Here is a 19,172-nt window from a genome sequence, read left to right as displayed (position 1 = left end):
CCGCCGCCCGGTCCGCGCCAGGGGGGAGGCGCGATGCCGCCCTGGCCCGCGCCACGCGGCCCCGCCGCCGCCGTGGCCGGCAGTCCGCCTCAGGGCGCCAGTTGCTTGAACCACGCGCGCGGCGAAATGCCGCGGTCCGGACCCAGGATCGAGAAACCGCCGTCCACCGGGATATCCACGCCCGTCATCCACGAAGCCGCGTCGGAGCAGGCGAAACACACCGCCGCCGCGATCTCCTCGCCCGAGCCGACCCGGCCCAGCGGATGAAAGTGCGCGCCCACCGCGTCGGCGGCTTCGCGCGAGCCGCCCGCCAATTGTTCGACCGACGGCGACCAGGTCCAGGCCGGCGACACCGCCAGCACGCGAATGCCGGCCGGCGCCAATTCCACCGCGAAGTTCTTGGTGATCTGCAGCAAGGCGGCCTTGGACGCCGGATACAGCGCGCGTCCGGCGGCGCCGAACTTGCCGCCGGTGCTGCCCAGGTTGATCACCACGCCACCGCGCGGCAGCAGCGGCGCCGCCATCTGCGTGAAGATGGCGGCCGACACCAGGTTGGTGTCGAGCGTGGCGTGCCATTCCTCGCGGCTGGAGGCCAGGCCGCGATCGTTGTACTGGCAGGCGTTATTCACCAGGATATCGACCCGGCCGAAGCGCGCCCGCGCGGCATCCAGGCATTGCCGGATCTGGTCGTCCTGGCCGATATCGGTCTCGTGGAACAGCGCGCGGTCGCCCATCTCGCCCGCCAGCGCCAGGCCGGCCGCGGCGTTGCGCCCCACCAGCACCACGTTGGCCCCGGCCGCCGCCAGCCCGCGCGCGATGTCCGCGCCCAGCCCCTGGGTGCTGCCGGTGACGATGGCCGTCTTGCCGGCCAGGCCGGGAAAGCCGGAAAAATCCATGATGAGTCCTTTCGATCAGTGGGAGGTGGCGGCCCAGCGTACCGCCTGCGCCACCGAGCCGGTCTGCGCGATCAGGCGCATGCTGGCCAGCGAGGCGTCATGCACCGCCGGATCGGCCGAGGCGCAGGCGTCTTCGGCCACCATGACATTGAAACCGATATCCGCCGCGTGCCGCACCGTGCCCTCGACCACCGAATGGGTCGCCACGCCCGCCACCACCAGGCGACGCGCGCCCAGCAGCCGCAGCGTCTCTTCCAGCGGCGTGCCGTAGAAGGCGCTGATGCGGGTGTGCTTGACGACGAACTCGCGCGCGCTGCCGGTCAACGGTTGCAAGCCTTCGTAGAAGGCACTGCCCCATTGCCCCTCGGCCACGGCGCCGATGCGGGCGACGTTGCGGAAGATATCGCAATTGGGCAGCAGGTCGGCATAGTCGGGGCGGAAAGCGATGCGCACGTGCACGATCGGCAGGCCGTGATGGCGCGCGCCGTCGAGCAGGTCGGCGGCGCCGCGCAGCAGGCGCTGGCGCTCCGCGCCGGCGGCGTCCAGCCCGACGCGGATCTTGCCCTCGGGATGCAGCACGTCGTTCTGGTAGTGCAGCGCCAGCACCGCGGCGTCGGCGGCACTCACACGAACACCTCGAACACATCGTGCGCGTCGTCGCAGTTCACCAGGTCCACCCGCTTCATGCGGATGCGCCAGCTGTCGCCGTCGGCGGCCAGCTTATGGGTGTAGCGGCCCGCCAGTTGGCGCGGCTGGCGCTTGCGCCACTCGGTCATCTGGAACGCCGAGTGCACCACCAGGTTGCCGCCGGCGTCCATGCCCTCGACCTGCACCCCGCCCACCAGCCGCGCGCTGCGCGTGGGCGGCTGCTGCGACCAGTTGCGCGGATGTTCCAGCCGGCGGATGCGCACGTCGCGCAGCATGCGGTCTTCCCAGAACAGCGAGATGTGGTCGTAGGGGCTGGACTGACCCGGCTCGCGCGGCATCCAGTACATGCCGTCGTCGGTCCACAGCGACTGCCACTCGTCGTAACGGCGCTCGTCCAGCAGCCGCGCCTCGCGGTACAGGAACTGGGCGATGCGGTGATAGGCCTCGGCCGGCACGTCGGCCGGCGCCAGGTCGGCGGTGGATACGTCGAATTCCAGGTCTAGCAACATGCGCCTTCTCCTTGGCCATGGGCGGACGCCACGGGACCGGCCTCCATATAGTGCTTCCAGGCGCGGAACTGGTTGCGCATCGGCAGCTCGCTGGTGCCGTTGATCGACACCATGCCGTCCGCGTCGCTGCGGTCGGTGCCATGGTAGCGGTGCATGCTGACCCATTCGCCGCCACGGGTGGCGTTGCCTTCCTGGCAGCGGTTGTAGAGCTCGATGTCGTCCGGCATGACGTTGGACGACGGCGAGTTGATCACGTTGGCGTACAGCATGGCGCGCTTGAACACGCCGTCCGGCGCGCCCTTGCAGCGGAAGGTCTGGATCTCGATCAGCGTGCGGTCGACGGCGATCGGGCGGATCACGCGGAACTGCTGGAACACTGTGTGCGGCGAACCGCTGCCGTAGATGACGGTGTTGTGGCGGTTCATGCCGAGGATCTCGCGGGCGCGGTCGGCGCCGTAGGCCGCTGTCAGCGCCTCGAAATGCGCACGCGACACCGGATCGCGTTCGGCCGCGCCCGGGTTGAAGATGCCTTCCATGTAGCCGTGGCCGTTGTCGTAGGCGCGCAGCTCCAGCTTTTCCCAGAACTCGTAGGGCTCGCCGTTGCCGTCCATGATATGCAGCTCGAACGGCATCTCGCCGATTTCCTTGGCCTCGTCGCGCGCGGCGGCGAAGGACGATTCGTGCGTCACGCGGGCATGCATGGTGTCGTGCAGGTTCTCGTAGAACACCTTCCAGTTGGAACGCTGCATCACGCGGAAGATGCCGCCGGCCACCTCGACCTCGCCCACCGGCGAGCGGTCGCACAGGTTGTCGATGGACGAACGCACGCCGCCCAGGAATTCCTCCAGGCCCTGGCCGTCGCGGGCCTGGCTGGCGAAGACGAAGCCGCGATAGCTTTCCACGCGCGGCAGGCGCCGCATCGAGAAGCTGGGGTCGGTCGGATCGTACGAGGTGCCCTCCAATCCCTGCTTGAGCGGCACGCCGAGGTGGCTGCCGTCGAGCTTGAAGGTCCAGGCGTGGTACGGGCAGCGGAAGAACTTGCCGACACAGCCGTCGCCATCCGCCACCACCTTGGCGCCCTTGTGCGGGCAGCGGTTGTAAAGCACGTGCACGCGGCCGTCGCTGGCGCGCACCATCAGCACGTCCTGGTCGCCCAGGCGCGTGGTGTGATAGTCGCCGGTCTTGGGCACCTGGCTTTCGTGGCCGACGTAGACCCAGGCGCGGCCATAGATGCGCTGCATCTCCAGCTCGAAAATCGCCGGGTCGGTGTACAGGGCGCGGTGCACGCTGTCGCCGCGCACCATCTCGCCCAATTGTTGATCGCTATACGGCATGGCGGTCTCCTACTTGTTCTCGCTGTCTTTCCAGCGCGCCATCAGGGTGTTGGAAGGCAGGGTCTCGTCCAGCAGCTTCCGCGCGGTCTCGCGGCCGGCCACCGGCAGGCCCTTGGGGTCGAGCACGCCGATCTGCACCAGCACGCTGGCCTGGTCCCAATAGATGTGTTCGTGGCAGAGCTTGTCGCCGCGGAACTTGACGATGGCCACCAGCGGAATCTCGACGTATTTTCCGGTAGGCGCGACGCCGGGCAGCAGCCAGTCGATCTCGGTGGTGTGGGTGAAGCAGAACAGCAGCTCGTCGACGATCTGGGTCGCGCCCACGGTGCGCGACAGCGGCACCAGTCTGGTGTCGGGCGGATTGCTATTGACGAAGTGGTGCTGGTAGAAGCGCGACAGCTCGCGGTAGCCGACGCCGCCGGTCATGGTGGGGATGTGATTGACATAGGGCTCGGCCACCATCGTGGCCATGGTCGCGGCCACATCGCGCGTGCCGAATTCGTACTCGCAGTGCTTGTCCCAGAGGGCCGAATAGTCGAACTGCGGACCGATCACGCGTTGCAGCGCGGCCATGCTGCGCTGGTGCGCCATCAGCGCCGACGGCTTGTCGTAGTGCGCGCCGCCGGTGCGGGCAAAGGCGTGGTCCATGCCGGGGTACACATACAGCTCGACGTTGGCCTTGCCGCCCAGCGCCTCCAGGATGCGCTGGCGCGCCGGCGGCGGACAGAAGCCGTCCTGCTCGGCGATGTGCAGCACCAGCCGGCCGCGCAGGTTGGCGGCTTCTTCCAGGCTGTCCTCGATGCCCACGCCGTAGTAGCCGATGGCCACGTCGGCATCCGTGCGGCAGGCGGCCAGATAGGCCAGCTTGCCACCCAGGCAATAGCCCAGCACGCCGGCGCCGCCCTGCTGCTCGGGCAGCGCGCGCAGCGCGGCCAGGGTCGAGGCGATGTCCTTGACGCCCAGCTCAACGTCGAAACGCTGATACAGCTCGAAGGCGCGCGGCATGTCGGCCGGGCCGTCGGTCAGCTGGATGCCGGGCTGCTGGCGCCAGAACAGGTCCGGCGCCAGCACCACGTAGCCTTCCTCGGCCAACGCCTGCGCGGTGCGCCGCATGAAGTCATTGATGCCGAAGATCTCCTGGCACAGCACCAGCCCCGGCCCGTGGCCCGCGGCGGGCACGGCCAGGTAGGCGCTGAATGATTGGCCGTCGTGCGAGGCGATGGTCACCTCGCGCGTCGTGATGGTTGCGGTCATGCGTCTCTCCTTGATGCGTGCGTCGCCTGCCTTACTTCATCTGGCAGGCGGCGGCGAACGGGTCGTGATACTGCGTCAGCACCGTGCCCGACAGCTTGTTGGCCAGCTTGCCGTCCGCGCCCTTGACGATGGTGCGCAGGTAGTAGTTCTGGATCGGGTACTGGTTGCGGTTGAAGGTGAAGTCGCCGCGCACCGACTTGAAATCGGCGCGGCGCAGGGCCGGGCGCAACGCGTCGGCGCCCAGCTTGCCGCCGGTCTGCCTGACCGCGCTGTCCAGCAGCATGGCGGCGTCGTAGCCTTGCGAGGCGTAGAGCGTGGGGGTGCGGTTGTAGGTCTTCCTGAAGTCCTCGACGAACTTGCGGTTGGCCGGGTTATCCAGGTCGGCCGCCCATTGCGACGAGTTGTGCAGGCCTTCGATCGGCGCGCCCACCGCCGCGATCGTATCCTCGTCGCCCGAGAAGCCCGGCGCCAGCAGCGCGATCTCCTTGCCCAGGCCGGCGCCGTTGAACTGCTTGATGAAGTTCACGCCCATGCCGCCCGGCAGGAAGAAGAACACCGCGTCCGGCTTGCTGGCGCGCAGCCGCGTGATCTCGACGCCGTAGTCGAGCTGGCCGAGCTGGGTATAGATCTCTTCCGACAGCCCGCCCTTGTACAGGCGCTTGAAGCCGTTGAGCGATTCGCGCCCGCCGGGATAATCGGGCGCGATCAGCGCCACCCGCTTGAAGCCCTGGTCAGCGGCGTATTTGCCCATCGCCGCCGGGATGTCCTCGTTCTGCCAGGCCACCGCGAAGAAATTCGGATTGCAACCCGCGCCCGCATAGTTCTCGGGCCCGGTATTGGTGCTGAGGTAGATCGTGCCCGACTGCAGGATGGCCGGCATCACCGGCAGCAGCACATTCGAGAACACGATCCCCGTCATGACGTCGACCTTGTCGCGCTTGAGCAGGCGCTCGACCGCCTGGCGTCCGGCATCGGCCTTCTGCTGGTCATCGGCCACCACCACCTCGGCAGGCAGCCCGCCCAGCTTGCCGCCGGTATGCTGCAGCGCGAGATTGAAACCGTCGCGGATCTCGTTGCCCAGCGCCGCGCCCGGCCCCGACAGCGTGGTCAGCAGGCCTACCTTGATCTTGTCCGCCGCCGATGCCCCGGCCGCGGCCGTCATACAGCCCACCGACACCAGCATCGCCAGCGCGCGCCGGCCCCATAGCTTTCCCTTCATGAGCCACCCCGTTCGTGTCCGCCGGCGCCGCCGGCGCAATGCTGACAGAATCCGTCTGCCGTCGGTACACCCTGCCAACGATGAAAACTGCCAGCTTACGCGCCACGGCGCCGCCTTCCAACAACCCCCAGCTTAGGACGGCCGGGCGCGCGGCTCTATCCGAATCGGCCCACGCTTATCCGGGATTCACTTAATTCCCAAGGCTTGACGATTGCATTACGCTCGACGGCGATACGGGAGCGTTCCCGTCCCGGAGGCATTCATGCACGGCTGGTCCCGCATCGAGCTGGCGCCATTGCTCAAACGACGCGTCTTCAGTTCCACCCAGCCGGCCGAAACCCGCGAGCGCGTCTCCGAAGCGCTCAAGGACCACCGCCTGACCTGGAAAGGCGGCCGCGTCGACGCCGAACTGAACCGCGCCCGCTTCGGCGCCTTGAGCGTCTGTACGCTGCGCTACGGCGCCGAAGTCCACATCGAACCCGACCGCCTGCAGGACTTCATGCTGGTGCAAGTGCCGCTGCGCGGCCGCGCCCGCATCGAATGCGGCACCGACTGCGTCGACGCCCACCCCGACTGCGCCGCCGTCATCGCCCCCAACCGCGCCCTGAAACTGCACTGGGAAGCCGGCTGCGAACAACTGCTGCTGAAGATTCCGCGCGGCAAGCTCGAAGCCATCGGCCACCGCATTTTCGGCGACGCCGCCGCCCGCCCCCTGGACTTCAGCCCCGCGCTACGCCTGGATACCCCCGTCGGCGCCGCCTGGCGCAGCATGATGACCAGCCTGATCCACCTGTTGCCCACCCTGGACGACGGCGCCCCAAGACCCCCCGCCGCCTGGCTCGAACACCTGGAAGACACGCTCGTCCTGCACCTGCTCTACAACCAGCCCAACACCTGGCAACGCCACGCCGGCCTGCCCCCCGCCCTGCCGCGCCGCGTCGCCCAGGCCGAAGCCTACATGCGCGCCCACCTGGCCGCCCCCCTGACCCTCACCGACATCGCCCGCGGCGCCGGCGCCAGCCCCAGCGCCCTCACCCGCCTGTTCCAGCAACACCGCGAGACCACCCCCATGCAGGCGCTACGCGTCCTGCGCCTGGACGCCGCCCGCGAAAAGCTGCAACAAGGCGCCTGCGAAAGCGTGACCGAGGTGGCCGTCTCCGTAGGCATCAGCCACCTGGGCCGCTTCTCCGAGTACTACCGCGACCGCTTCGGCGAACTCCCGCGCGAAACTTTCCAGGCCAACAAGTAACCCCCAAATCCTGGCGCCATGCGCCAACCCCACAGCCACAGGCACAAAATCACTAACGTAGTTAAAACCACACATAAGTGATAAATCCGCCCGCAAGCGCGCAGCGTCATCCGCCCCCGCAAGACACCACGTAAGCTTCAAAAGGCCGCCCGCGCGGCCGCCTTGAAGCGGGCCCCGCAAATCGCTCTGAACCCGCGTTGCCGACCATCAAAACGCCAAGAACCTCAATCGCCCCAGCACCCGCCATTAATTCTTATCGTGAGCGGGTGAGGGGGCAGGCGGGGGGATGGCGGGGCGTGTAGATGCGCCCGAGGGAATCCGAAGGAGTCGCCGAAGGCGAGGACGAGGATGACGAAGGGGCAGTCCGGAGCGAAGGCTCCGGACCGCAATCGTAGCCCCGCCATCCCCCCGCCTGCCCCCTCACCCGCGGCTCAAGAACCCACCTCGCCGCGCATCAACACGTCAAGGCCGGCCCACCATCAAGCCGGCACCACCGCCGTAACTTCAATCTCCACCTTGGCCCGATCCTCCACCAGATCCGCCACCTCCACCGCCGTCATCGCCGGAAAATGCCTCCCGATCAATTCACGATAGTGCTTCCCGATCTCCGGATAAGCCGCCACATAGGCATCCTTGTCCGTCACATACCACGTCATCCGCACGATATGCTCAGGCCTGGCCCCGCCCTCGGCGAGAATCGCCACGATGTTGGCCAACGTCTGCCGCACCTGATCGGCCAGATCATCCGACTCGAACTGCTGCTGCCCGTTCCAGCCCACCTGCCCGCCCACGAACACCAGCTTGCTCCCCACCGTCATCTCGGTCAGGATCCCATTCGAATAGCCCCTCGGCGCCATCCAATCCGGCGGTTGCAGAATCTTCATAACGTCTCATCCTATTTTCAAAAAACAAACACCAGGGCGGCCCCCGCCGAACTCACTCGGCGGCAACCAGATAATCCTGCATGCGCTCGCGCAGATCCGCCGGCAGCGGCATCGACTTCATCGTGCGCAGATCCACCGTCACGATCGTCAGCGTCGCCGACAGCCGCAACTGCCCGTCCGGCCCCTCGAACCGCACCAGCGCCTTGAACGACGCGCCGCCGATGCGCTGCACCTGCAGCGTCTGCCGCAGTTTCTCGTGCCAGCGGCTCGGCGCGCTGAAATCGCACGTCACCGACGCCATCGGCGTGCCGATGTGACGCTCCACGTGCAGCGCGTGGAATGGCAGCCCCATGCCCTTGTCGAACCACTCCTCGACAAAGTCATTGATCATCTCGAAATAGCGCGGATAGAAAACGATGCCCGCCGGATCGCAATGACGGAAGCGGACCTCTACCTGACTGATGAATGGTGCTGCCATGGCATTTCCTTGATGCAAAAAAATCACGCCATCTTGCGCAGCGCGAATCGCTGCAGCTTGCCCGTCTCGGTGCGCGGCAGCGCGGACACGAACTCGATGGCGCGGGGATACTTGTAGGGCGCGATCGTGGCCTTGACGAATTGCTGCATGGCCGCCACCAGCGCCTCGCTCGGCGCGAAGCCGGGCTTGAGCACCACGAAGGCCTTGACCAATTGGCCGCGCTCGTCATCGGGCGCGCCGACCACGCCGCATTCGGCCACCGCTTCGTGGCGCAGCAGCGCGTCCTCGACCTCCGGGCCGGCGATGTTGTAGCCGGCCGAGACGATCATGTCGTCATTGCGCGCCTGGTAGAACAGATAGCCGTCGTCGTCCTGCACGAACGTATCGCCAGGCAGGTTCCAGCCCTTCTGCACGAAGCGGCGCTGGCGCTCGTCGGCCAGGTAGCGGCAGCCGGTCGGCCCCTTGATCGCCAGGCGGCCCACCGTACCATTGGGCACCGGGTTCATGTCGTCGTCCACGATCTGCGCGATGTAGCCGGGCACCACGCGGCCGATGGCGCCGCGCCGCACCGACTCGGGCGGGCTGGACACGAACACGTGGATCATCTCCGTGCCGCCGATGCCGTCGATCATCTCGATGCCGCTGGCCTCTTTCCACAACTGACGGGTCGCGTCGGGCAGCGCCTCGCCGGCCGACACGCTCTTCTTGAGCGAGGACAGGTCGAACTTGCCCACCAGCGCCGCCATCTGGCGGTAGAACGTGGGCGCGGTGAAAACGATGGTGGCGCGGAAGTCCTGGATCAGCTGCAGCAGGCTTTCCGGCGTCAGGCGCTCGGCCAGCACGGTGCTGGCGCCGACCCGCAGCGGGAAGCACAGCAGGCCGCCCAGGCCGAAGGTGAACGCCAGCGGCGGCGTGCCGCAGAAAATATCGTCCGGACCCGGCTTGATGACATGCTTGGGAAACAGGTCGCACATCGCCAGCACATCGCGATGGAAATGCATGCAGCCCTTGGGCGCGCCGGTGGTGCCGCTGGTGAAGGCGATCAGGCAGACGTCGTCGGCGGCGGTATCGCAGGCCGTGAAATCATCCGGCTTGGCCGCTGCCAGCGTGTCCAGCGCCTCGGGCGCCGTGTCGTTGAAATACACGATCTGCGCCAGCCCCGGGCAATGGTGTTCGTGATCCGGTTGGGCGCAGAACTGCGCCTCGTCCTTCAGGCGCACGTCGCACAGCACCGCCTGTATCCGCGCCTTGTCGATGATCTGCTTGAGCTCCTTGGCGCGCAGCAGCGGCATGGTCGGCACCGTCACCAGGCCCGCCTTGATGGCGGCCAGCCAGGACGCCGCCATCATCGGATTGTTGGGACCGCGCAGCAGCAGGCGGTTGCCCGGCACCAGCTTCATGTCCTCGACCAGCACGCGCGCGATGCGGTTGGTCAGCGCCGCCAGTTCGCGGTAGGTCATGGTGGCCGGCTTGCCGTCCTGCGCCCAGCGCAGCGCGACGCGCTCGCCGTGGCCACGGTCGACCATGGCGTCCACCAGCTCAACCGCGCAATTGAAGCGCTTGGGATAGGCCACGTCGGGGCCGTCCAGCAGGAACTCGGGCCATTGTTCGCCCGGGGGCAGATTGTCCCGGGCGAAAGTGTCGATGTGGGCGGATACTTCCATGAAATTCCCCTTGCTGATGCGGTGTAGTTGACTGCCGAAAGCGGAAACTCGATGGTTTCTTCAGGCCTTCAGCAGTTCCCGGGCGATGATCAACTTCTGCACTTCGGTGGCGCCTTCGTAGATACGCAGCGCTCTGATTTCCCTGTAAAGCTTCTCCACCGGCATCCCCGACACCACGCCCGCGCCGCCGAACATCTGCAGCGCGCGGTCGATCACGGTCTGCGCCGATTCGGTGGCCGTCATCTTGGCCATGGCCGCTTCGCGCGTGGTGCGTTGTTTCTGCACGTCGCGCATCCACGCGGCGCGATAGGTCAACAGCGCCGAGGCGTCGATGGCCGTGGCCATGTCGCCCAGCGCGGCCTGCGTCAGTTGCAGGTCGGCCAGGGTCTGGCCGAACATGCGGCGCGACCTGGCGCGCGCCAGGCCTTCGTCCAGCGCGCGGCGCGCAAAGCCCAGCGCGGCGGCCGCCACCGAGGCGCGGAAGATGTCCAGCGTCATCATCGCCAGCTTGAAGCCCTGCCCCGCCTCGCCCAGCCGCTGCGACACCGGGATGCGGCAGTTGTCGAAGGTGATGGTGGCCAGCGGGTGCGGCGCGATCAGCTCGATGCGCTCCGAGATCTCGAAGCCCGGGGTGTCGGCATCCACCACGAAGGCGCTGATGCCGCGCGCGCCCGGCGCCTCGCCGGTGCGGGCGAACACGCAATAGAAGTCGGCGATGCCGCCGTTGGAAATCCAGGTCTTGGCGCCGTTGAGCACGTAGTGGTCGCCCTCCAGCCGGGCCTCGCAGGCCAGCGCCGCTACATCCGAGCCGGCATCCGGCTCGGACAGCGCGAACGCCGCGATGGCCTCGCCGCTGGCCACGCGCGGCAGGTAGCGCTGGCGCAGCGCGTCCGAACCCATTAGCGAGATCGCGCCGCTGCCCAGGCCCTGCATGGCGAAGGCGAAGTCCGCCAGGCCCTCGTGGCGCGCGAACGTTTCGCGCAGGATGCAGACCGAACGCGAATCCACCTCGGGCAGCGCGCCGCCCCAGGCGCCACCGGGGCCGCCCGCGACCGCGTAGCGCAGCCAGCCTGCCTGGCCCATGGCCTTGACCAGCTTGCGGCAGGCCGCGTCGGCGTCGTGATGGTCGACATGGCCCAGGGCGCTCTCGCACCAGCCGTCCACCTCATGCGCCAGTTTGCGATGGGCGTCGTCGAAGAACGGCCAGTCCAGCCAGCTTGCGTCGCGCATCATCAGTTCCCCTCGAAGACCGGCTTCTGTTTGGCCACGAAGGCCTCGTAGGCGCGATGGAAATCGCGCGTCTGCATGCAGATGGCCTGGGCCTCGGCTTCGGCCTCGATGGCCTCGTCCACGCCCATGTTCCATTCCTGGTGCAGCAGTTTCTTGGTCACGCCGTGGGCGAAGGTGGGACCCGCGGCCAACTGCGCGGCCAGCTTGGCCGCCGCGTCCATCAGGGCGTCCGACTCGTGCAGCGCGTTGAAGAAACCCCAGCTTGCGCCCTCCTCGGCCGTCATGGCGCGGCCGGTGTACAGCAGTTCGGAGGCGCGGCCCTGGCCGATCATGCGCGGCAGCAGCGTGCAGGCGCCCATGTCGGCCCCCGCCAGGCCCACCCGCGTGAACAGGAAGGCGGTGCGCGCGGCCGGCGTGCCCAGGCGCATGTCGGAGGCCAGCGCCACCATCGCGCCGGCGCCGGCGCAGACGCCGTCCACCGCCGCCACGATCGGCTGCGGGCAGGCGCGCATGGCCTTGACCAGGTCGCCCGTCATGCGGGTGAAGTCCAGCAGTTCGGGCATGCTCATCTTGGTCAGCGGCCCGATGATTTCATGCACGTCGCCGCCGGAGCAGAAGTTGCCGCCGGCGCCTGTCACCACCACCACCTTGATGTCGGTCGCGTACACCAGCGCGCGGAACAGGTCGCGCAGCTCGGCGTAGGAATCGAAGGTCAGCGGATTCTTGCGCTCGGGGCGGTTGAGCGTGATGGTGGCGACCTTGCCGTCGGCCGACACCTGCCACAGGAACGTCCGGGCCTGGTAGCCGGCCAGCGGGCGCTTGTGGTGCTTCATGGTGTGCTCTTCGGGCTGCGTGCTCATGGTGTCTCCGTTCTGGAATCGTAGGGGTGGGCGCCGGCTCAGCCGGTCATCACTTCGCCGCCGTCGACGGCGATGGCCTGGCCGTTGATGGACGACGAGGCCGGCAGCGCCAGCCAGGCGACCGTCTCGGCCACTTCCTCGGGCTGCACCAGGCGGCCCTGCGGGTTGCGCTCGGCCAGCTTGGCGCGGGCGGCTTCCGGCGTCATGCCGGTCTTCTCGACGATATTGGCGACCGCGCCGCGCACGATGTCGGTCTCGGTGTAGCCCGGGCACACGGCGTTGACGGTGACGCCCTTCTGCGCCGTTTCCAGCGCCAGCGAGCGGGTCAGGCCGATCACGCCGTGCTTGGCCGCGCAGTAGGCGCTGACGTAGGCGTAGCCGATCAGGCCGGCGGTGCTGGCCACGTTGATGACGCGGCCCCACTTGGCCGCCAGCATGCCGGGCAGGGCGGCCTGGATGCAATGGAAAGTGCCGGTCAGGTTGACCGCCAGCATCGACTGCCACAGCGCCGCGTCGGTGCGGTCAAAGCGCTGGCTGACGGCCTGGCCGGCGTTGTTGACCAGCACCAGCACCGGGCCCAGTTCGGCCTCCGCCTGGGCGAAGGCCTGGCGCACCGAGGCCTCGTCGGCGATGTCGGCGCTGACCGCCTGCACCTGGCCCAGGCTGGCCAGGCTGTCGACGGCCGCCTCCAGCGCGCCGCCGTCGCGGCCCAGCAGCGTGACCCGCGCGCCGCGTTCCAGCAGCGCGCGGGCGCTGGCCAGGCCGATGCCGCGGGCGCCGCCCGTCACCAGCGCGTGGCGGCCGGCCAGGGGAAGGGAGGACGTGCTCATTTGATGTCCAGTTGCGCCATGGCGGCGGCGCGTTCGAAATTGGTTTCCAGCTGGCGCTTGCCGGCGAAGTACTGGCTCGGCCAGGCCACATCACGATAGCCCACGCGGGCCGCTTCGCGCAGCGTCCAGGAGGCGTCCGCCAGATGGGGACGCGCCAGCGCGCAGAGATCGGCGCGGCCCGAGGCGATGATGCCGTTGGCGTGGTCGGCCTCGAAGATGGCGCCCACCGCGATGGTGGGGATGCCTGCCTCGTTGCGCACGCGGTCGGCGAACGGCGTCTGGAACATGCGGCCGTAGACCGGCTTTTCTTCCTTGCTGACCTGGCCCGACGAGCAGTCGATCATGTCGGCGCCGGCGGCCTTGAAATGGCGCGCGATCTCGACGGCGTCATCGGGGGTGATGCCGCCCTCGACCCAGTCGCTGGCCGAGATCCGCACCGACATCGGCTTGTCCTCGGGCCAGACGGCGCGCACCGCGCGGAACACTTCCAGCGGGAAGCGCAGGCGGTTTTCCAGGCTGCCGCCGTATTCGTCGTCGCGGCGGTTGGTCAGCGGCGAGATGAAGCTGGACAGCAGATAGCCGTGGGCGCAGTGCAGTTCGAGCCAGTCGAAGCCGGCGGCCTGGGCGCGGCGGGCCGCGGCCACGAAGTTGTCGCGCACGTCGTCCATGTCGGCGCGCGTCATGGCGCGCGGCGTCTGCGACACGCCCTCGATGTACGGCAGGGCCGAGGCCGACAGCAGCGGCCAGTTGCCTTCGGGCAGCGGATGGTCGATCTTCTGCCAGCCCAGCTGCGTCGAACCCTTGCGGCCGGCATGGCCCAACTGCACGCCGATGCGGGCGTCGCTGTTGCCGTGCACGAAGCCGACGATACGGGCAAAGGCCTGCTGCTGTTCGTCGTTCCACAGGCCCGGGCACCCCGGGGTGATGCGGCCGTCGGGCGAGACGCAGGTCATTTCCACCATCACCAGCCCGGCGCCGCCCATGGCGCGGGCGCCCAGGTGCACCAGGTGGAAGTCGCCCGGCACGCCCTCGGTGCAGGAATACATGGCCATCGGCGACACCAGGATGCGGTTCTTGAGCTTGACGCCGCGCGCCTGGTACGGCGTCAGCATGGGCAGCGGCGGCCGCTGGCCGGCCGGCGCCTGCGCGCCGGCGTGCTCGGCGATCCAGCGCTCGAAGCCTTCCAGCCAGGCCGGGTCGCGCAGCCGCAGGTTTTCGTGCGAAATGCGCTGCGAGCGGGTCAACAGCGAATAGGCGAATTGTTCGGGTTCGAGTTCGGCGTAGCGCGCCACGTTCTCGAACCACTCGGTGGAGTTGCGGGCGGCATTCTGGATCTTCAGCACTTCGACGCTGCGCACTTCCTCGTAGTGCTTCAGGCCGCGCTCGACGCTGCCTTCGGCGCCGCTCAGGCAGCGCGCCAGTTCGATGGCGTCTTCCAGCGCCAGCTTGGTGCCCGAGCCAATGGAGAAATGCGCGGTATGGGCCGCGTCGCCCATCAGCACCACCGGCACGGCGCGCTTGCCGCGGCGGGTTTCCAGCTGGTTCCAGTGGACCCAGGTGTTGCAGATGACGCGCGGGAAGCGGATCCAGATGGCCGAGCCGCGCAGGTGCGACGCGTTGCTGACCAGGGGATTGCCGTCCAGCCAGGGCGCAAACAGTTTTTCGCAGTAGGCGATGCCCTCTTCCTGGCTCATCTGCTCGATGCCGGCGGCCTGCCAAGTCTCTTCGGGCGTTTCGACGATGAAGGTCGACATGCCGTCTTCGTAACGGTAGGCGTGCGCCTGGAACCAGCCGTGCTCGGTCTGGACGAAGGCGAAGGTGAAGGCGTCGAAGACCTTCTTGGTGCCGAGCCAGACGAAGCGGCAGCGGCGCTGGTCGATGTCGGGGTGGAAGGTGTCGGCGTAGCGGGTGCGGACCTGGCTGTTGATGCCGTCGGAGGCGATGACCAGGTCGGCGTCGTATTCGCGGGCGATGGCCTGGTCGTCCTGGACGAAATTCTCGAACACCAGTTTGACGCCAACATCTTCGCAACGCGCCTGCAGGATGTTGAGCAGCTTCTTGCGGCCGATGCCGATGAAGCCATGGCCGCCACTGCGGATGCTGCGGCCCTTGAAGTGGATGTCGATGTCGTCCCAGTGATTGAAGGCGTCACCGATGGTCTGGGCGGAAACCGGATCGGCTTCGCGCAGGTTCTGCATGGTGGCGTCCGAGAACACCACGCCCCAGCCGAAGGTGTCGTAGGGGCGGTTGCGCTCGATCACCGTGACTTCGTTGGCCGGGTCTTGCAGCTTCATGAGCAGACCGAAATACAGGCCGGCGGGACCACCACCAATGCATACGATTTTCATTGCCGTAACGCTCCAAGAAGTGCGGCCCGGAAGCTTGGGGCGGGTCGCTGCTATTTTTAGGCCTTGATAGTTTAGGCTTGAAATATATACCTGGAATGGGAGGATCGCAAATGGGGGAAACGTGGGGGTTGAATTCTGGGGACGGGCTTGATGGTGCCGTTGGGGTGGGTTGTTGCCGGATCGAGCTTCGTAGGTCGCCCCTCGGTCGGGCGGACCCGATGGCGGGCGCCCGCGATTGCGGTCCGGAGCGTTCGCTCCGGACTGCCCCTGCCTCATCCTCGTCCTCGCCTTCGGCGACTCCTTCGGATTCCGTCGGGCGCATCGAGGTTGCCCGCCATCGGGTCCGCCCGACCGAGGGGCTACGAGCGTCTGGGCTTGTCGCGCTGCTAGAGCCGGGTGCGGGGAAGGGAATTTGCGGGGCTGCCCATCGCGGCCGCGCGGGCGGCCACGATGGGCGTCTGTGCATTTGAAAGTGAGGCGGGTGCGCTGCGCGCGGGTGGCGAGCGGTTTTCTGGTGGTTCCGCTCCGAAGGGGGAGGGGGTAATGGCGGCGCGGTGGGGGCTGGCTTGCGCGTGACGAGCGCGTGCGCCGCCGACAACAATCGTGGTGCCCGCAGCCACGCAATCGCACCGGATAGCGCCCTTTTCCTGGTGCCGATAGCCGTGCAATCGCGTCGGATGGGCCCTTTCCACCCGCGAGGGGAATGTCAGTATTTTTGTGTTTAAGGCATTAAAAGCCTGATCGTCGTTTAGATCAGGCCTGTTGATGCTATCGCAGCGAGAGGGGGCAGTGACGCCCTGAAGAGAGCGTCATCATCCCGACGCAAGACACCACGTAAGCCGCAAAAGGCCGCCCGCGCGGCCGGCTTGCGGCGGGCCCCGCAAGACCTTCCCCTCTCACAGTGACGGTCACCAGCATGCCAAGCACACCTCCCGCCCCTGAGACCGTCATTACGTCTCATCGCGAGCGCGTGGCGGGGTCGGTGGGGGACGGCGGGGCGTGTAGATGCGCCCGGCGGAAACCGAAGGCAGCCGCCGCCAGGCGGCAACGAGGTTGAGCCCGGGGAAGTCCGGAGCGAACGCTCCGGACCGCAATCGTAGCCCCGCCATCCCCCACCGACCCCGACACGCGCGCCTTAAGAACCTACCCCCGCGGAAAGAGCAAACCGCTCACCCCCTAGCCCGCAACCACTCCTCGAGATCCCCCGCCGGCAACGGCGGCGAGAACAGAAACCCCTGCCCCGCCGCGCACCCCTGCTCGATCAGAAAGCGCCGCTGCTCTTCATTCTCGATCCCTTCAGCCACCACCGGCAGGCTGAGGCTCTCCCCGATGCGGATCACCGCGCTCGTCAGCGCCCGGGCCGCGTCATCGCTCTCCAGCCCCTGGACGAAACTGCGGTCCAGCTTCAGTTCGTCCACGATCAAGCGCCGCAAATGCCCCAGGCTGGAATAGCCCGTGCCGAAATCGTCCATCGACAGCCGCACGCCCAGGCGGTGCAGCTCCGCGATCGTTCGCAGCGTGCCCGCCGTCGCGTCCAGCACCACCCCCTCGGTGATCTCCAGCATCAGATCCGACGCCGCCAGCCCGAACTCCGCCAGCGTCGCGGCGATCATGCGCGGCAGGTTCAGGTTGTGGAAATTGGTGGCCGAAAGATTCACCGACACCGACGGCACCCGCAGCCCGTTGTGGCGCCAGATCGACAATTGCGAGCATGCCTCGCGCACCGCCCAGTCGCCCAGATCGCCGATCAACCCGCACTCCTCGGCCAAGGGCACGAAGCGGGCCGGCGAGATCTCGCCCAGCGTCGGATGGCGCCAGCGGGCCAGCGCCTCCACCCCGTACAGGCTGCCGTTCTTCAGGCCCACCTGGGGTTGGTAGTGCAGCCGCAGCGCGCGGCCCTCCAGCGCATCGCGCAGCGCCGCTTCCAGCGCCAGGCGCTCCTGGGCCTGGCGGTTCATCTCCGCGCTGAAGAACGAAATACGGTTGCGTCCCGCCGTCTTGGCCTGGTACATCGCCATGTCGGCATGACGCAGCAGCGTATCCATGTCGCGGCCATTTTCCGGGAACACGCTGATGCCGATGCTCACCGACGGATTGAGCGTAATGCCGCCCACCACGAACGGGTGCGACAGCGACACAAGGATGTGCTCGGCCGCCGCCGTCAGGCGGCCATGCTCGAAATCGGGCATCAGCATCACGAACTCGTCGCCCGACAGGCGGCCGACGATATCCGTGGCGCGCGCCAGGCGGCGCAGGCGTTGGGCGATGTCGCGCAGCAGGGCGTCGCCGATGGGGTGGCCGAGCGTGTCGTTGACCTGCTTGAAGCGGTCCAGGTCCAGGAACAGCACCGCCACCCGCTTGCGCTCGGGCTCGGCGCGGGCGATGGCCTGCTCGGCCTGGGCCAGCAGCAGGTTGCGGTTCGGCAGGCCGGTCAGTTCGTCGTAGAACGCCAGCTGGCGGATGCGGGCGCGGGCCTCTTCGCGCTCCAGCGCCAGGGCGCACAGGTACACGCACACGTCCACCAGGCGATGATGGAAGTCGTCCGGCAGGCGGCGTTCGCGGAAATAGAACCCGAACGTGCCGATCACGCGGCCGTCGCTCGACTTGATGGGCGAGGACCAGCAGGCCTTGATGTCTTCCGGCAGCGGCAGGTGGCGATAGTCGTCCCACAGCGGGTCGGTGGCGATATCGGGCACGATCACCGGCCGTCCCAGGAAGGCCGCGGTGCCGCAGGCGCCGGACCGGGGGCCGATGGCCTCGCCCTCCAGCGCGTCGGAGTAGGCCGAAGGCATGCTTGGCGCGGCCAGGGGCCGCAGCTTGCCGGCCTCGTCCACCCGCAGCACGGTGGCCGCGACTTCGGGCGCCAGGCGCTCGACCTCGCGGCAGACCATGTTCATCACCTCGACCACCGAGGCCTCATTGACCATCGCCTGCAGCACGCGGCGTTGCAGCACCTCGTGCACCTTGGTGGGCGTGATGTCGGTCAGCACATCGACGATGTTGACCAGCGAGCCGCGCTCGTCGAACACCGAGTTGGCCATCATCGATACCCACAGGGGCTTGCCGGCGCGGTCATAGACCAGCACGTCCTTGTGATAGCCCTCGCGGCAGGCGATGCGGCGGTCCAGTTCCTCGCGGGTGCCACCGTCGGGGCGGCCGCCGGCCAGCAGCTCGCCCATTTCCTGCCCGAGCGCATCGGCGCGCGAAAAGCCCAGCATGCGCTGGAAGCCATCGTTGACGTAGACGATTCGGCCGTCGCGCCCGGACACGGCCACGGCATTGCCGGTTTCGTTGATCCCCAGCAGCAGCAGGCGGATCTCTTCCTGGCGTTCCGCATCGGCGATGGACTTGCGCGAGATGATCGCAATGCGGCGCACTTCGCCGCTCTCGTCGCGCATCGGCAGATAGGTGGCCTCGATCCACAGCGACGCGCCGCCGCGCGTGCGGTAGCGGCAGGTGCCGGAGAAGAATTCGCCGCGACGCAGGCGGGCCCAGATCTGTTCGGCGCTGGCGATGCCCTTGCCTTCGTCCATGCTGTCGCACAGCAGGTCGTGGCGCAGGCCGGCGATATCGGCGCGGGCATAGTCCAGCGCGGCCAGGAAGTTGTCGTTCGCGCTCAGCAGCGAACCGGCGGCGTCGAAGTCGAACAGCAGCAGCGCCCGGTCCATCGTCGCCAGATAGTTGCTCACCTGCCACGCGGCGCCCTGCGGGGCCACGCTCGAACCGCCTGGATGAGAATCAAGCATAAGGGGCTCCATACCGGAAGACA

General features: G+C 67.9%; 15 protein-coding genes. 1 reads left to right on the top strand and 14 read right to left on the bottom strand.

Features of this window, described 5'->3' with window-relative positions; translation table 11 throughout:
- Positions 1–89 precede the first annotated feature (89 nt).
- Genes ABFG95_RS17730 through ABFG95_RS17705 form a run of 6 tightly spaced genes read right to left on the bottom strand, consistent with a single transcriptional unit; the run spans position 90 to position 5,860 of the window.
- Positions 90–896, bottom strand: coding sequence for an SDR family oxidoreductase (locus ABFG95_RS17730; RefSeq protein WP_348994819.1), 807 nt, complete (start codon positions 894–896; stop codon positions 90–92).
- A 15-nt stretch (positions 897–911) separates the two neighbouring features.
- Entirely contained in the window at positions 912–1,523 is a 612-nt protein-coding gene (locus tag ABFG95_RS17725) for a cysteine hydrolase (RefSeq protein ID WP_049071072.1), read from the bottom strand.
- Positions 1,520–2,053, bottom strand: a complete 534-nt coding sequence (locus ABFG95_RS17720) for an aromatic-ring-hydroxylating dioxygenase subunit beta (RefSeq protein ID WP_059269243.1) — start codon at positions 2,051–2,053, stop codon at positions 1,520–1,522. The genes ABFG95_RS17725 and ABFG95_RS17720 overlap by 4 nt, the downstream gene beginning before the upstream one ends.
- Entirely contained in the window at positions 2,044–3,387 is a 1,344-nt protein-coding gene (locus ABFG95_RS17715) for an aromatic ring-hydroxylating dioxygenase subunit alpha (protein WP_049071070.1), read from the bottom strand. Before ABFG95_RS17715 ends, ABFG95_RS17720 begins: the two co-directional genes overlap by 10 nt.
- A 9-nt stretch (positions 3,388–3,396) precedes the next feature.
- Entirely contained in the window at positions 3,397–4,641 is a 1,245-nt protein-coding gene (locus ABFG95_RS17710; protein ID WP_169537128.1) for a dienelactone hydrolase family protein, read from the bottom strand.
- 31 nt (positions 4,642–4,672) lie between these two features.
- Entirely contained in the window at positions 4,673–5,860 is a 1,188-nt protein-coding gene (locus ABFG95_RS17705) for an ABC transporter substrate-binding protein (protein ID WP_053085987.1), read from the bottom strand.
- Between the two features lie 262 nt (positions 5,861–6,122).
- Between ABFG95_RS17705 and ABFG95_RS17700 the strand changes: the two genes are divergently transcribed.
- Positions 6,123–7,109, top strand: a complete 987-nt coding sequence (locus tag ABFG95_RS17700; protein ID WP_100509612.1) for an AraC family transcriptional regulator — start codon at positions 6,123–6,125, stop codon at positions 7,107–7,109.
- 479 nt (positions 7,110–7,588) lie between these two features.
- Here the strand turns inward: ABFG95_RS17700 and ABFG95_RS17695 are convergent, their stop codons facing one another.
- The 8 genes from ABFG95_RS17695 to ABFG95_RS17660 all read right to left on the bottom strand — a co-directional run bounded on the left by ABFG95_RS17695 (position 7,589) and on the right by ABFG95_RS17660 (position 19,149).
- Entirely contained in the window at positions 7,589–7,993 is a 405-nt protein-coding gene (locus ABFG95_RS17695) for a RidA family protein (RefSeq protein ID WP_006388562.1), read from the bottom strand.
- 52 nt (positions 7,994–8,045) lie between these two features.
- Positions 8,046–8,471, bottom strand: a complete 426-nt coding sequence (locus ABFG95_RS17690; protein WP_026384894.1) for a thioesterase family protein — start codon at positions 8,469–8,471, stop codon at positions 8,046–8,048.
- A gap of 23 nt (positions 8,472–8,494) precedes the next feature.
- A complete protein-coding gene (locus ABFG95_RS17685) occupies positions 8,495–10,135 on the bottom strand; it encodes an AMP-binding protein (RefSeq protein WP_063583145.1) in 1,641 nt (546 codons plus the stop codon).
- Positions 10,136–10,195: 60 nt separating this feature from the next.
- On the bottom strand, positions 10,196–11,365 hold the full coding sequence (locus ABFG95_RS17680) for an acyl-CoA dehydrogenase family protein (protein WP_063587681.1): 1,170 nt from the start codon (positions 11,363–11,365) through the stop codon (positions 10,196–10,198).
- A 2-nt stretch (positions 11,366–11,367) separates the two neighbouring features.
- Positions 11,368–12,225 carry an enoyl-CoA hydratase family protein gene (locus ABFG95_RS17675; protein ID WP_006388558.1) on the bottom strand — a complete coding sequence of 286 codons (858 nt, stop codon included), beginning with the start codon at positions 12,223–12,225 and terminating at the stop codon, positions 11,368–11,370.
- 38 nt (positions 12,226–12,263) lie between these two features.
- Entirely contained in the window at positions 12,264–13,055 is a 792-nt protein-coding gene (locus tag ABFG95_RS17670) for an SDR family NAD(P)-dependent oxidoreductase (RefSeq protein ID WP_049071057.1), read from the bottom strand.
- Positions 13,052–15,403, bottom strand: coding sequence for a bifunctional salicylyl-CoA 5-hydroxylase/oxidoreductase (locus ABFG95_RS17665; RefSeq protein ID WP_175147136.1), 2,352 nt, complete (start codon positions 15,401–15,403; stop codon positions 13,052–13,054). The genes ABFG95_RS17670 and ABFG95_RS17665 overlap by 4 nt, the downstream gene beginning before the upstream one ends.
- A gap of 1,169 nt (positions 15,404–16,572) precedes the next feature.
- Entirely contained in the window at positions 16,573–19,149 is a 2,577-nt protein-coding gene (locus ABFG95_RS17660; protein WP_312487625.1) for an EAL domain-containing protein, read from the bottom strand.
- Between the last annotated feature and the right edge of the window lie 23 nt (positions 19,150–19,172).

This window comes from Achromobacter sp. HNDS-1 (assembly GCF_040084795.1).
In the GTDB taxonomy this organism is placed as follows: domain Bacteria; phylum Pseudomonadota; class Gammaproteobacteria; order Burkholderiales; family Burkholderiaceae_B; genus Achromobacter; species Achromobacter ruhlandii.
Note: the sequence above shows the minus strand (reverse complement) of the source record. Positions and strands in the feature narration are given on the sequence as shown.

Bases quoted from the DNA above. Each gene is read 5' to 3' on its own strand.
- ABFG95_RS17730 (WP_348994819.1), bottom strand. From the start codon at position 896: ATGGATTTTTCCGGCTTTCCCGGCCTGGCCGGCAAGACGGCCATCGTC.
- ABFG95_RS17720 (WP_059269243.1), bottom strand. From the start codon at position 2,053: ATGTTGCTAGACCTGGAATTCGACGTATCCACCGCCGACCTGGCGCCG.
- ABFG95_RS17715 (WP_049071070.1), bottom strand. From the start codon at position 3,387: ATGCCGTATAGCGATCAACAATTGGGCGAGATGGTGCGCGGCGACAGC.
- ABFG95_RS17710 (WP_169537128.1), bottom strand. From the start codon at position 4,641: ATGACCGCAACCATCACGACGCGCGAGGTGACCATCGCCTCGCACGAC.
- ABFG95_RS17705 (WP_053085987.1), bottom strand. From the start codon at position 5,860: ATGAAGGGAAAGCTATGGGGCCGGCGCGCGCTGGCGATGCTGGTGTCG.
- ABFG95_RS17700 (WP_100509612.1), top strand. From the start codon at position 6,123: ATGCACGGCTGGTCCCGCATCGAGCTGGCGCCATTGCTCAAACGACGC.
- ABFG95_RS17695 (WP_006388562.1), bottom strand. From the start codon at position 7,993: ATGAAGATTCTGCAACCGCCGGATTGGATGGCGCCGAGGGGCTATTCG.
- ABFG95_RS17690 (WP_026384894.1), bottom strand. From the start codon at position 8,471: ATGGCAGCACCATTCATCAGTCAGGTAGAGGTCCGCTTCCGTCATTGC.
- ABFG95_RS17685 (WP_063583145.1), bottom strand. From the start codon at position 10,135: ATGGAAGTATCCGCCCACATCGACACTTTCGCCCGGGACAATCTGCCC.
- ABFG95_RS17680 (WP_063587681.1), bottom strand. From the start codon at position 11,365: ATGCGCGACGCAAGCTGGCTGGACTGGCCGTTCTTCGACGACGCCCAT.
- ABFG95_RS17675 (WP_006388558.1), bottom strand. From the start codon at position 12,225: ATGAGCACGCAGCCCGAAGAGCACACCATGAAGCACCACAAGCGCCCG.
- ABFG95_RS17670 (WP_049071057.1), bottom strand. From the start codon at position 13,055: ATGAGCACGTCCTCCCTTCCCCTGGCCGGCCGCCACGCGCTGGTGACG.
- ABFG95_RS17665 (WP_175147136.1), bottom strand. From the start codon at position 15,403: ATGAAAATCGTATGCATTGGTGGTGGTCCCGCCGGCCTGTATTTCGGT.
- ABFG95_RS17660 (WP_312487625.1), bottom strand. From the start codon at position 19,149: ATGCTTGATTCTCATCCAGGCGGTTCGAGCGTGGCCCCGCAGGGCGCC.